We start from the raw sequence: 13931 nt of genomic DNA on the forward strand, positions 1-13931 counted from the left end.
ACGATGAGAGACGTGATGAGCTCAGCTCCGGTGTCGTACCGAGACGCGCATCCGCTGCAGCGGACGCCGTTCGCGAGATATCGGCATGCGCTGTGGCTGCTCACCACCCGCGACCTCAAGGTTCGCTACTCGACCTCGGCGCTCGGGTACATCTGGTCGGTGCTCGACCCGCTCGTCATGGCGGGCATCTACTGGTTCGTCTTCACCCAGGTGTTCGAGCGCACCGTCGGCCAGGTGCCATACATCGTCTTCCTGCTCACCGCGCTCCTGCCGTGGATGTGGTTCAACGGCGCCGTCTCGGACTCGACCCGGGCGTTCCTGAAGGACGCGAAGCTCGTGCGCTCGACGATGATCCCCCGCACGATCTGGGTGAACCGCATCGTGCTCTCGAAGGGCATCGAGTTCGTCTTCGCGCTGCCCGTGCTCGCGCTCTTCGCGATCGTGTTCCAGGCCGAACTCAGCTGGAAGGTGGTGTACTTCCCGCTCGCCGTGCTGCTTCAGGCGGTGCTCACCGCCGGCGTCTGCCTCATCGTGGCCCCGCTCGTCGTGTTCTTCCGCGACCTCGAGCGCGCGGTGAAACTCGTCCTCCGCTTCCTCTTCTACGCGACACCGATCATCTACTCCACGACCGATCTGCCCGAGGGCATGCAGTTCTGGGCGGCCTTCAACCCGCTGTCGGGCATCTTCTCGCTCTACCGCGCCGCGTTCTTCCCCGAACAGCTCATCTGGTTCGAGGTGGCGGTCGCGGCGGTGATGTCGCTCGCGTTCCTCGCCGTCGGTCTCTGGGTGTTCCGTCTCTCCGAGCGACAGGTGCTGAAGGAGATCTGATGACCGAGGCATCCGTTCGCGATGACGTCGCCCGGGGCGGCGCCGAACCGTTCGACATCCGTGTCGACGGGCTCGGCGTGCGCTTCCGACGCAACCGCCGCGGCCGTCGTTCCTTCAAGGACCTGCTCGCCGGCCGCCGCCGCCGCACCCGGCCCGGCGAATTCTGGGCGCTGCGCGACGTCTCGTTCGACGTGCGCCAAGGCGAGGCGATCGGCGTGGTGGGCCGCAACGGCCAGGGAAAGTCGACGCTGCTGAAGCTCGTCGCCGGGGTCATGCTGCCCGATGAGGGCTCGGTCACCGTCGGCGGCGGCGTGGCGCCCCTGATCGAGATCACGGGCGGCTTCGTCGACGACCTCTCGGTGCGCGACAACGTCTACCTCACGGCCGGGCTGCACGGCATGTCGCGCACGCAGATCGACGCCCGGTTCGACGAGATCATCGGCTTCGCCGAGATCGGCGACTTCCTCGACACTCCGTACAAGCACCTCTCGAGCGGCATGAAGGTGCGCATCGCGTTCGCCGTGATCTCGCAGCTCGAGGAGCCGATCATGCTTGTCGACGAAGTGCTGGCCGTCGGCGACAAGGCCTTCCGAGAGAAGTGCTACGAGCGCATCGACGAGTTGCTCGCCGGTGGGCGCACGCTCTTCTTCGTCTCGCACAACGAGCGCGACCTGCGCCGATTCTGCACGCGCGGCCTCTACCTCGACAAGGGCGCCCTCGCGCTCGACGGCCCGATCGACGAGGTGCTCGCGCGGTACAACCGCGACTACGACACCGCGAAGAAGTAGCCGGGCGCCGCCGCGCCGCCGCGCCGCGCCCGGGCTGCCGCCGCGCGCTGGGGCTGCCGCCGCGCGCTGCCTCCGCCCCCCGGGCTGCCGCCGCGCGCTGGGGCTGCCGCCGCCCCTACACCCGTCGAGTCGCCGAAAACCGATGCATACGGCGGGGTTTCGAGCAGTTTTCGGCGACTCGCTGAGCACGGCGGCGCGGCGGCGCGGCGGCGGCGCGGCCGGCGGCGCGGCGGCGCGGCCGGCGGCGCGGCGGCGCGGCGGCGCGGGCGAGCTCCTCCTCAGTCCGACGCGCAGATGAAGTCCTCGAAGTGGCCGGGGGTACCCGAGAACGCCTTGCCGGTGTTGTTCTTGAGATCCTTCGTGTACACGATCGCGGCCTCACGAGCGGCCGAGCCGTTCGCCTGCACGTCGCCGAGCGTCGGCGCCCCGTCGAAGTCGGCGCGGGCACCCGTCACGTACGCGAGCTTCTCGAGCCCGGCGAGGTTGTTCGGATCGATCTTGCGGACGTCGTTCCAGCCGCCGTACGCGGCGTTGCACGCCGTGTACAGGTTGTAGGCACCGCCCCAGTCGAGCAGCTTGTCGCCGTCGTTCGGGCCGTTGGCCGAGACATCCGCCTGCAGCACGTCGCGGTCCCACCCGCCGTACTGCCAGTCGGTGCCGTGGTGGTGCTGACGCGTCTCGGCGCGACCGGCGGTGCCCGCGCCCTCGGGGGCGGTGTCGGCATAGGCCTGCACCATCGTGAACCATGAAGCGGGGTCGACGCCCGGTCGCGGCTGGTAGTCGATGACGTCGGCTCCGGCCTCGGTGGCGTTCGCACCGTAGCCGGCGAAGAGCACGTCGAGCCACTCGCCGTTCGCACCGGGAGCGTTGCGACCGGGCAGGTCGGGCGAGCCGACCATCGGGTCGCCGCGCCCGCCCCACATCACGTCGGCTCCGTCGTCGCCGTAGGCGTAGTCGCCGCCCGAGTCGCCGTTCATGAGGTCGGCGCCCTCGCCGCCGTGCATCGAATCGTGTCCCGGCCCGCCGCGCATCCGGTCGGCACCGCCGGCGTCGTGCCCGTTCTTCACGAGCACCGAGCCGTCACGGTCGTGGCTGAGCGAGGTGCCGCGGTAGAGCGGGTGAGCCTCGAAGGGGTGCAGCACCGCGTCCTGCGCGCCCGCATCGGGACCGCCGAGGTTGATGCCCGGGGGGCCCTGACTCGTGTGCGTCAGGATGTCGGGGTCGCCGGCATCGCTGCCGTCGGTCTCGACGAAGCGCGTCTGCACGCCGCCGCGGTCGCCGACCATCGCATCCTCCCCCGCGCCGCCCCACATGGTGTCGTCGCCGAGCTCGCCGAACTGGTCGTCGGCTCCGTCCTCGCCGAACAGCCGGTCGTCGCCGTCCTGGCCCCACTGGCTGTCGTCGCCGTCGCCGGCGCCGGCGGAGATGAGCGGGTTCGTGCCGTTGCCGCCGAAGACGAGGTCGGCGCCCCAGACGCCCGCCGCGGCGGGCACGCCCACGTCGTAGCGGGTGACCTCGCGTTCGATCACGGCCGAGCCGTCGTCGGGCGGGTCGTTGTCGGGGTAGCGCTCCTCGTAGACGGCGTAGCTCGCGTCATCCTCTTCGCCCTCGACCGTGCGGATCAGTTCGCCGTTGTCGCCGAGCTGGAAGTCGGCCTCGCCGTCGCCGAAGAGCCAGTCGCCCGTGTCGCGGTGGCCGGCGAGGTTGGAGCCGCCGAACTGGTCGTCCTGTCCGTCGGCCTGCGCGGGGCCGACGAGGAAGGCACCGGTGCTCGGCGAACCGGGGAGCCCCGTCGGCTCGGCGGGCAGCGTCGGCAGCGTTCCGCCGACCTCGGGCGGCAGCGCGATCTCGCCGTACGTGTCGACCGGCCGGTCGCCGACGATGATGTCGGTATCGCCGTTGCCGTGCTGGAAGTCGGCGCCGCCGTCGCCGAACAGTGCGTCGCCGCCGTCCTGGCCGAACTCGGCATCGACCCCAGAACCGCCGTTCAGGATGTCGCGACCGAACTCGCTCGGGAAGGGCCCGTCGAGATCGTGGTAGACGAGGCCGCGCCTGGTCTCGACGCCGAGCTGGCTCGTGACGTAGTGGAACTCGTCGAGTGCCGGGTCGTCGAGCGCCGGGCAGCTCGCCGGCTCGAAGTCGACGCCGGGCACGTCGCGCACGATGCACGCGTTGTCGCCGGCGAGCACGTCGGCGCCGCCGCCGCCCCAGAGCACGTCGCCCGAGTCGGGCTGGTCGGGGAACGACGAACCGCCGATGACGTCGTCTTCGTCGGCGTTGCCCTCGAGCCAGTCGCCGTCCTGATCGCCCTCGACGAGGTCGTCGTCGGCGTCGCCCTTCACCCGGTCGTTGCCGCCCTCGCCGAACATGCGGTCGTTCTCGTGGTTGCCGCGCATGTAGTCGCCGCCCGAGACCTCGTCGAGGTCGGCGCCCGTCTTCTCGGTGTCGAGCAGGGTGACCTCGCGGAACACACCGCCCGTGACCGGGTCGGTCTGCCAGGCGTTCGGGTCGTCGGGGTCGGCGTGGCGCGTCAGCACCGCGTTGTCGCCCGTCATGACGTCGTCGAGGTCGTTGCCCTCCATCTCGAGCTCGCCCTCGTCGAGCGCGTGGTTGAACCCGTCTGGCTTCGCGAGCGGATTGACCGGCGAGGAACCGCCGATCAGGTCGTCGGCGCCGTCGGTGGAGTCATCGGCCGTGTGGTCGCTCTCCTCGTCGAAGCCGAAGATGCGGTCCTGCCCGCCGTTGCCCTCGAGGTGGTCGTCGTACGCGCCGCCGCGCAGGGTATCGGTGCCGTGGCCGCCGAAACCTCGATCGTCGCCGCCAGTCGACCACGGGGCATCCGCGGTGTCGAAGTCGCCCCAGATCAGGTCGTCGCCGCCCACGGTGGGTGCGACGAGCTCGATCGTCACCTCGGGCGAGCCCTTCGGGGTGCCGGGGGCCCAGCCGCCGGCCGGAGGCTGCACGTGGCGAGCCTCGGGGCTCATCGTGCCCTGGTCGCCGACGAGGTCGTCGGGGCCCGGACCGCCGACGAGGAAGTCACCGGCAAGCTCCCCGAACACCTGATCGTAGTCACCGGCGCCGTACAGCGTATCGACCTCGTCCTGCCCGTGCAGTTCGTCCTGGCCCGGTCCGCCGTCGCCGGTGTCCCTGCCGTAGGTCGATGAGTCGGCCGACGGCGAGAACGACACGTCGGAGTCGGAGGTGATGCCGGTCATTCCCGGTGTGATCGACACGTCGTCGCCGTAGAGCCGGTCGCGCTCGGTACCGCCCGTGAGCCGGTCGCCCGTGTCCTTTCCGGTCAGTCCGTAGTGTCCGCCGATCACGAGGTCGACGCCCTCCTGCCCGTCGACGGTGTCGGAGTCGGCGTTGCCGTACAGCACATCCTCGTCGGGGCCGCCTTGCACGACGTCGTTGCCGACATCGCCCCACGCCTCGTCGTCGCCGGTCTCGCCGTAGAGGTGATCGACGTCGGCGTTGCCGTGCAGCAGGTCGCGGCCGGCGCCGCCGGTGCCGGTGTCGTCGCCGCCCTCGCCGTAGACCTTGTCGTCGCCGTCGCCGCCGCCGAGACCGGGGTCGTTGCCGATGGGAGCGGCGTCATCGACCTTCGTCGAAAGCGCGCTCGGATGCGCGACCCGTGCGTCGATCGCGATGCCGCCGGCGTGGGTCACGACACCGCTGATCGTGCCGTTGTCGCCGAGCACCATGTCGTCGCCGGCGCCGCCGTCGGCGCGGTCGTCGCCCGGCGTGGGAGCAGTGCCCGCGTCAGCACGCCCGTCGCCGACGAGGTTGTCGAGGCCCTCGTCGCCGAACAGCGAATCGTTGCCCGCTCCGCCCCAGACCTTGTCATCGTCGGGACCGCCACGGAGTTCGGGGTCGTTGTCGGCCTGGCCGTCGATCTTGTCGACGCCGGGGCCGCCGAACGCGCGGTCGCCGGACCTGCCGCCCCACAGGTCGTCGCCGCCGGCGCCGCCGTGGAGTTCGTCGTCGCCCGCATCGCCCTGGATGTGGTCGGCCGAAGTGTCCGCGTCCTGGTCGGGGATCCTCATGCCGCCGTAGACCACGTCGTTGCCGCCGCCGCCGAAGAGGAAGTCAGCCCCGGGGCCGCCTTCGATCGTGTCGACGCCGCCCGCGTCGCCCTCGTTGCGTGCTCCGTTCGCAACGTTCGTGTCGGGGTTCGTGACGGTGCCATAGAGGGCGTCGCCGTAGACCTTGTCGGCACCCGACGAGCCCTGGATGGTATCGGCGTCGAGCCCCCCGATGATCAGGTCATCGCCGTCGACCGTCAGCGTGCCGGAGCCCGCCTTGGCCTTGTCGACCGGCTCGGTGCCGCCGAACAGGTGATCCACGCCGGCGCCGCCGCTGACGGTGTCTTCGCCGAGGCCGCCGTCGATCGTGTCACCGTCGCCGTCTCCGTCGAGGATGTCGGTGCCGGGGCCGCCCGTGATGTTGTCGTTGCCCGGGCCGCCGCACGCACGGTTCGCACCGGCGCCGAGATCGATCACGTCGGCGTCGGCCGTCGCATCGCCCGACGCCGGGCAGTTCTCCTCGCCGTTCATCACGTCGGGTCCGTCACCGCCGCGGTACTTGTCGGCGCCGACGCCCAGGTTGCCCGAGACGGGCGCGGTGAATGCCCACGAACCCGTCGGTGCGGGAACACCCGGGTCGCCCTCGGTCGGCTTCTCGTAGTCCTTGAGCGACCCCTTCTCACCCGCGGCGCCGCCGCCGAGGAAGGTGAACGAGTCGTTGCCGTTGCCCGAGTACAGCTCGATCGAGGTGCCGCGTTTCGTCTCGGTCGCGCCGAATGCGGTGATCACGAAGGTGTACTTGTGGTCGGTGGTGTCGGGGTGCTCGGTCGTCTGGCGCACCTCGTAGATCTCGTTGGGCTCGCCCGACTTCACGCCGCGCGTGTTGCCGGGACCGACGTTGAGCTTCAGCACGCCGTTCGGCTGCTCGATCGCGAGTTTCGGCTCGGCCGGCTTGTCGCTGCACGAGCTACTGAAGTCGAGCAGGGTGATCTCGGCCAGGTTCCAACTGTCCTCCCAGCCGAGCGGTGGCCAGCCGACCTGCACCGAGGCGTCGAGCGACGCCTTGAGACTGCCCTGGAAGTCGAACAGGCAGACCGGGTTCAGGATCTTCGGCCAGATCTCGTCGAAGTACATGCGGCCGTCGGCCTGGGGCGTGTCGTTGAGGTTCAACCCGAAAGTCGCCGTGATGCCGCCCTCGACCTTGAACGACGCGATCACGATCGAGAGCTTCGCGCCGGCCTTGATCGAGCCGCTCACGGTGAACTCGGGGATGTCTTTGCCCTCACCGTCGACATCGGCGAGGTACAGGCTCTGCAGGAACGTGTCGCCGATCGCGGCGACCATGTCGGACGGAAGACCACCGGCCTTCACGATCTGCTCGCCCATGAGCCGGACGCCACGGGTCGAGATGCCCGCGCCGAACTGCGCCGAAGCGTTCACCTCGCCCGCGATGGTGATGTAGAGCACGCCGAAGAACGGCCCGAAGCTCGCCTCGTACGGCATGCGGATGGTGAGCGGGTCGGGCTGCCATTCGGCGATGCCGCAATCCTTGCCGATGAGCAGCGTCGCAAGGCACGACGGCTTGTCGAACATCTCGAACGTGAAGTCGCTGTCGGCCGGGTCGGTGACCTTGTCGTAACCCGTCACATCGCTCCCGAGCGTGGACTTCATGTCGGTGGCGAGCTGGGCGCCCTTCGCTTCGTCTGCTTCCTTGGAGGGAAGCGTGTTCGGCTTGATGAGCTCATCGGCCTGGTCGGACGTGCGCGGTGGGCCCTGCGCCGCGTCGCCCGAGATCTGGAGCTTCTCGAGGATCTCGATCGGCTGACCGTTCGCCGACGCCTGCGCCTTCTCGACGAAGTCGAGCAGCAGGTCGATGTCGCGCAGGAGGCTCAGGTCGACGTCGCCGAACTGTTCGGCGAGCGACGCGACCGTCACCGGATCGCCTCCGAAGAGCTCCGAGAGGTCGGTCAGCACCGGGATCGGACTGAACAGGAAGTCGCGCACGGGCTTAATCGGCTGCAGCACCGGGTCGAGCGCCTTGAGCACGCCGCCGAACAGCCGCTGGAACAGCTCGCCCGGGTTCACCCGGATGTGTTCGAGCGCGATCGTCGGGTCGCCGACGCCGCTGTTGTCGAAGCTCCACTCGAGGGTGAAGTCGGCGGTGATCGTCGGCAATGAGTCGTTCACCGCCTCGAACCCCGGCTTGGCGACGCCGGTGTCGATGGTGAGGTGCGCGTTCGCCGATCCGTCGACGCGGGGCTCGCCGAGTACATCGGTGAGACCGCCGCTCAGCAGCTGGGTGAGCTTCAGCCGCTTCCAGCAGTAGGCGTCGGAGATGCCCGATCGGTAGTCGGCACCGAGCGTGCATGTCTGGCCGTCATCGACCTTGAGCCCGAGCTGCACGCCCGCTTCGATACCGGTCTTCTCGCCGTCGATCGCGGTCGCGGTCATGCCGAGGAAGCCGACGACGCCGGTGACCCGGCCTTCGTTCCCGGGCGTCCCGGGGTCGTCCTTCAACTCGACCGAGGCATGCACCCGCAGTTCTTGCGGGGTGCCGGCCGCGTCGTCGTCGGCCCATTGCGTCACGTCGACATCGGCGGGCACCGGGTTGTCGATCAAGTAGAAGCCGTCGTCGCGGGAGAGCCCGAAGCCGAGCTCGAGCCGCCAGCCGGCCTTCGCGATCGCCTTGGCGTCGAGCTTCAGCGGCAGGCCGTCGAGCCCGAAGCCGAGGTCGACCGGCTCGCCGTCGATGCAGTCGGCCGCGTTCGTGCAGTCGCTCACATCGGGGTTGCCCTGGCCGAGTTCCATCTCGACCGTCACGTCTTCGAGATCGGTCGGCAACGCGCCCGGTGCGCACACCACGCCGCCGGTGCAGATGGGCACGATGCGGATGTCGCGAGCATTGACGTCAGTCGTGCCCGGGGCATCCCCTGTCGTGGTTTCGAAGCCCGCGACAGCGGGGTAGTCGCTGTCGATGAGTACCGGCCCGAAGTTCGCGAAGAGCTGGTCGCGCAGGCCGTTCGCCTCGAAGAGCAGTGCGTCGACATCGCTGCCGTTGAGCCCGGGAACCGGCTTCGCGATGAACGCCTTCGCGTCGGAGAGCCCCTTCGCGAACTTGCCGAGGTCTTCGCCGATGCCCGGCAGGCCGGACCCCGCGCTCGACGCGGCGATGGCCGCGTCGATGATCTTGCTGATCGCGGCGAGCCCGTCGCTCAGGCTGTCGAACGAGAAGTCCGAGGTGTCGATCGAGTCGAGCAGCCCCGCCGGAAGGCCGATGTCGGCGCCACCGCTGCCGAAGCTCCCGGTCACGAAGTCGTCGGCAGTCGGCGGAGTGGCGAGCGACGAGATGCCGACCGCACCCACCATCACGGGCATGGCGATGCACCCGAACTCGCCGGTCACGGCGGCCTCGCCCGGCACCGGGCACGAGAACGGGTCGTCCTGTGTCGAGCTCAGTACTGCGGTCGGCGACCAGGCACCGAAGTCGACCGGTGAGTCGTCGGTCTGCGTCGCGTCGGTGACGGCGAACCGCGCGCCGAGTTCGAGGTAGCCCGCATGGCCGTCGCCGAGCGATGCCGAGAACGGCCCGGCCGTGACGCCGAACTTCAGCGTGCCGTCGTCGGGGGTGTCGAGCTTCGCCGAGAACGCGGCCGACGAGTCGCCGAGCATCTTCGGCGCCGAGGCCGCCTTCGTCAGCGGGATCATGACACCGAGCTTCATCTCGCCATGGAGCGTCGCCTTCGGAATCCCGGTGACAGCACCCATCGACTTGCCGTCGCCGTCGAGGGCGAGCGGCAACTGCTGCTCGGCCGTCTTCTCGAACGCGAGCTTCACGTCGAGTCCGGAAGCGGTACCCGCCTCGAGGTCGCGCAGCCGCAGATCGAGTCTCGCCCCCGCAGGCAGCTTGCCTTCGACGGCGCGTTCGAGGGCACGGACATCGCCGGCCGACGCCGGGTCTCGCAGCCCGTCGAGAAGTTCGTCGATGCCGACGAGTCTGTCGAGAATCTCACCGGCGCTGAGGCCGAGCACCGGGATCTCGGTCGATGCGGCGCTCGCGACCTCGCCGACGGCTTGAGCGATGCCATCGATCGTGCGGCCTCGAAGTGCGTCGGTGACGACGGCCTCGGGGTCGAGGTCGAGGCTCTTCAAGAGCCCGGCCGGCCGGTTGCCGTTCGTCGCGGCGAACGACAGAGCGGCACCCGCCGGGTTCGCGAAGGCCTCGCCCGCCACGTCGTAGGTGCCGGGGTCGTCGGTGAGTGCGGGCGACGTCGGCGAGACGTCCTGCCAAGTGCCGTCGGCGTTCACCCCGGGGGCGCTCACCGACAGCTTCGCCTGCAGTTTGCCCGCGGCATCCGCCGTGTCGACGTCGTAGTCGGTGCCCGGCTTGGTGATCGCCTGCGCGAGTGCCTGCATCTGCGGCGTGCTCGTCGCCCCGCCGACGGCCGAGACGTCGACCGAGCCGGTCGGCTCGGATCCGTCGGGGACGAGCTTGTACTCGCCGCCGACCTTGGCGGGCACGAACCCGATCGAGCCTCGAGCTGCGATCGGCGCGGTCGCCGACTGCGTGAACGAGAGTTCCGCACCGTCGCCGACCTCGGCGCCGAAGCGCTCGTAGGGCATCGGCGACTGGTCCTCGATCGCCGGCGTGCCCGGGTCGTCGGAGGCCGGCTGCGCTTCGCGGAGGTCGATCGTGATCGGCAGGTCGAGGTCGAAGCCCGTGCGCACGTCGGGGTCGCGCGCTGCGCCCTCATGGGCGACGCCGCGGAGGCCCGTCGTGCCGCGCAGTTGATCACCGGACGAGAACTGCGCCACCGACGAGTCGTCGGGAAGGTTGAGCGTCGTGGTCGTCGCATCTGCGAACGACCGATGGGCGGCGAGCCCGATGCGCATCGTCTCGGCCGCGCGGTCGAAGGTGACGGTCGGCGCGTCGCCGACTCCGTCGAGCGTCGCGAGCTCGGCGGCGAGTTCACCGACGGTCGACACGTGAATGACGATCTGCTGGCCGAGCTCCTTCGACGGGTCGACGGTGATGAGCTCCTCCGCGAGCGTGAAATAGGGGTCGCCCAGGTTCACGAGGTCGGAGAGGCGGCCGCCGGCGAGCGGCAGTTCCCGGTCGGCGCCGGGTGCGAGCTGCATCGTGCGCACGAGGTTGCCGTACTGCACGAGCCCCGACACGAGGTCCCCCGGTCCGAGCCGGCACGCCATCTCGAGTGCGTCGAGATCGGAATCCGTGCCCGTGAAGTGTGCGACGAGTGGGTCGTCTGTCGCGAGGTCGGCGTCGAGCACGGCGGTCGGCGCGGGCGATGACGAGAGCCCGAGCAAGGTCGAGCCGAACTTGATCGACGCGGTCGCGGTGCCGTCATGGGTGAAGTCGCTGAGCTGCGCGACCGGGACGGCGAGTTCCCCCGGAACCCGGGGGCCACCGTCCGCTGCCGGCTCCGAGAGACTGAGCTGCCCGTCGCTGTTCGAGTCGGCGAGTCCGCTCGACCACCGCGCGTCGACGTCGACCGTCGAACCGTCGAGGATCTCGACGTCGGCGATGCCGACCGCGGCTTCTCCGCTCGGGAAGACGAAGGCGTCGTCGCCCGCGAGATCGGTCTCCAGCAGGGCGGCCGGGCCGTCATCGACCGGCGCCACCCAGAATCGATCGGCCGCGGTGTCGACTCTGTAGTCGGCTTCGAACGTGAATCGCACGCGGTAGGGAGCATCGGCGGCGGTCAGTCGCAGGGGGGTCGCCTGGTTCGCTATTCCGCCCTGCAGGGTGGGGTCGACCACCGTGATCGGCACCTTGACGGTGTGCTCGACGGTGATCGAGAGGTTGAACCCCTCGGCGCCGGCGCTCGTGGGGAGGGAGGATGCCTCAAGGTCGAAGGTGATGCCGTCGAGGGCGGGAACGCTCTCGTCGACCGGGCCGTCGTAGTCGGTGTCGAGCTGGCCGACGAACTGATCGAGCGTCGCAGCGGTGTGCGCGTCGGCGGCGATGTCGGACTGGAGCTTCGACATCGCATGGCCGAGCGCCAGGGCCGAAGCCGGTGTCACGATCGAGCTCGGGATCAGCCGGTCGTCTTCGAGTGCGAGCGGTTTCGTCATCGCGCCGAACGTCGAGTACTCGGCGATGACGTCGGTCGCGACCGTGCCGAGATTCTCACGGAAGCGTTCGACCGCGGCCGGCTCGTCGACCGCGGGATCGACCGCCTGCGCCGGCACGGCCCCGGCGAGCGCGAGCGCCCACGCGGCGACCACGGCGATCACACCGACGGCAATTCGTTCGAGCGCATGCCGGTGTGCGAACGGCGTGGTCGACAACGGGTTCGGGTAGTTCTGGGCGCGCATGAGAGTTCCCCCCGGGTCGATGCAGCCCGGCGCGCAGCGGGTGACGTGCGCGCCCGAGGCCGTTCTACTCCGGTGCCGACCCCGCTGACAAGAGAAACCCTCACTTTGGGGGGCAAGATCAGCTGCGGCGTCTAGGATCGTCGCCATGTCCGACCGCGTGCACTCGATCACCTCGATGGGCCAGAACGACCCGCGCGAAGGCGCCGGTTCGCCGACCGGCGCGGCCGACGCCGGTCGCGCCCACGGCATCGAGCGCGCCATCGACCGGGCGCTCGCGATCCAGCGTCCGATCGTCGTCGCGCACCTGCGAAGCATCCGCCGCCGCGCGCCCGGCGCGACCCCCGAGCAGCTCGTGCGCATCCTCGAGCGCCGTTATCTCGCCGCGGTCACGACCGGCGGCGCCGCCGTCGGCGCGACGGCCGTCGTGCCCGGGATCGGTACCGGGGTCACCCTCGCCCTCTCGGGCGTCGAGACGGCAGGCTTCCTCGAGGCGACCGCGCTGTTCGCGCAGTCGGTCGCCGAGGTGCACGGCATCCACGTCGAGAACCCCGAGCGGGCGCGGGCGCTCGTGATGACCCTCATGCTGGGTCAGGAGGGCAGCGACCTCGTTCGTCAATTCGCCGGCCAGGCGACGGGCTCCGGCGTGGCGCGCAACGCCTACTGGGGCGAACTGATCACCAACAGCCTGCCGAAGGCGGTCATGGGCACCGTCGTCGACCGGCTCCGTTCGGTCTTCATCAAACAGTTCGCGGTGAAGGGCGGCGCGGGCATCATCGGCAAGGCGATCCCGTTCGGCATCGGCGCCGCGATCGGCGGCATCGGCAACCACGTGCTCGGGCGGCGGGTGCTGACCCAGTCGCGGCTCGCGTTCGGCGCGGCGCCCGCGATGGTTCCGGCGGAGCTCGAATCGGCCGGTGACGACACGCTCGTCACGGCGACGGGCAAGCGGGTCGCCCGCGCCGCCGGTGCCGTGGGCGGCGTGCTCGGACGGGCTGCGAAGCGGCCGTTCAATCGGCTGACGACGGGGCGCTCGTCGGCGATCAACGCGGATGCCTCGGGCGACGGCGACGCCGACCGCTGACGCGCCCGCATGCGCGCGGTCGATGTTCGTCGGCCCGCACGAGTGAGTGAAAGTCTCGTGCCGCCGAGCCTCCTCAGGAGCGGTGCACGCCCATCGAGACCGCTGGGGCCGGGAAGCCTCGGCGACGAACAGCGCATGACCATCGGCGACGGCGGCGCCGACGGCGCGAACCTCGAGATGCGCGCCACGGTACGGCTGACCCTGCGGGCGCAGTCGAGACTCCTCCAGACCCGCTCCGTCGACGAACTTGCGCACACCACATCGGCATCGCGGCCCGCCCGCCATCAGCGCCATACGCTGGCATTCGCCTCGCCCCGCCCGCAGAATGGAGCCATGACCGTGAACGATGCCCAGATCTGGACGGTGATCGGCGTGCTCGCTGCGGCGTTCGCCGGCACCATCGCGGTCACGACCCAGCTCATGCTGAAGGCATTCGCCGCCCAGGTCGGCGGTATCGGCGTCAAGGTCGACGCACTGCGCGACGAGATGGTTCTGCGGTTCGAGCAGGTCGACCACCGGATGAGCCGTGTCGAGGGTCAAATGGATCGCTTCGAGTCACGCCTCGGTGGTCTCGAATCCCGTTTCGACGCCCTCGACCGTGATGTGCAGGCCATCGCCCGCAGAGTCTTCCCGACCGATCAAGAGTAGCGAGCGAGCTCCGCTCGGGCGAGTCGTTCCGGCTCGATCGCGCCGTTGTTCGATCCCGTGCGAAAGATGTCAGCGAGATTGGCGCAAATCAGCATGATCGTGCCGATCAACGCACTCGAACCGCGCTCAGCTCAGAGACGAGCACAAGTTCGGCACGATTGCACAGATTCGAGGTGCGAAGAACACAGCGGATGCCGCAGCCGCCGACCTCGCGTCGACCGTGCACGC

The 13931-nt window shown here is 69.9% G+C and carries 5 protein-coding genes; 4 read left to right on the forward strand and 1 reads right to left on the reverse strand.

Going from position 1 to position 13931, the window contains the following annotated elements; translation table 11 throughout:
* Nucleotides 1–15 precede the first annotated feature (15 nt).
* Both H516_RS0115230 and H516_RS0115235 read left to right on the forward strand, forming a co-directional pair.
* Nucleotides 16–828 (forward strand): ABC transporter permease, encoded by an 813-nt coding sequence (locus tag H516_RS0115230; protein ID WP_051138855.1) that lies wholly within the window; start codon nucleotides 16–18, stop codon nucleotides 826–828.
* Nucleotides 828–1616, forward strand: a complete 789-nt coding sequence (locus H516_RS0115235) for an ABC transporter ATP-binding protein (RefSeq protein ID WP_022890573.1) — start codon at nucleotides 828–830, stop codon at nucleotides 1614–1616. Before H516_RS0115230 ends, H516_RS0115235 begins: the two co-directional genes overlap by 1 nt.
* Before the next feature lie 278 nt (nucleotides 1617–1894).
* Here H516_RS0115235 and H516_RS0115240 read toward each other — a convergent pair whose 3' ends face one another.
* Entirely contained in the window at nucleotides 1895–11974 is a 10080-nt protein-coding gene (locus H516_RS0115240) for a calcium-binding protein (protein ID WP_022890574.1), read from the reverse strand.
* Between the two features lie 145 nt (nucleotides 11975–12119).
* Here H516_RS0115240 and H516_RS0115245 point away from each other — a divergent pair, with 145 nt between their 5' ends.
* Together H516_RS0115245 and H516_RS0115250 are read left to right on the forward strand one after the other, a co-directional pair.
* The gene (locus H516_RS0115245; RefSeq protein WP_022890575.1) at nucleotides 12120–13055 is read left to right on the forward strand and encodes a hypothetical protein; all 936 of its coding nucleotides are present in this window, start codon (nucleotides 12120–12122) and stop codon (nucleotides 13053–13055) included.
* Between the two features lie 135 nt (nucleotides 13056–13190).
* Nucleotides 13191–13703 (forward strand): hypothetical protein, encoded by a 513-nt coding sequence (locus H516_RS0115250; protein ID WP_022890576.1) that lies wholly within the window; start codon nucleotides 13191–13193, stop codon nucleotides 13701–13703.
* The last annotated feature ends 228 nt before the right edge of the window (nucleotides 13704–13931 follow it).

The organism is Agromyces italicus DSM 16388 (assembly GCF_000421545.1).
Classification (GTDB): Bacteria; Actinomycetota; Actinomycetes; order Actinomycetales; family Microbacteriaceae; genus Agromyces; species Agromyces italicus.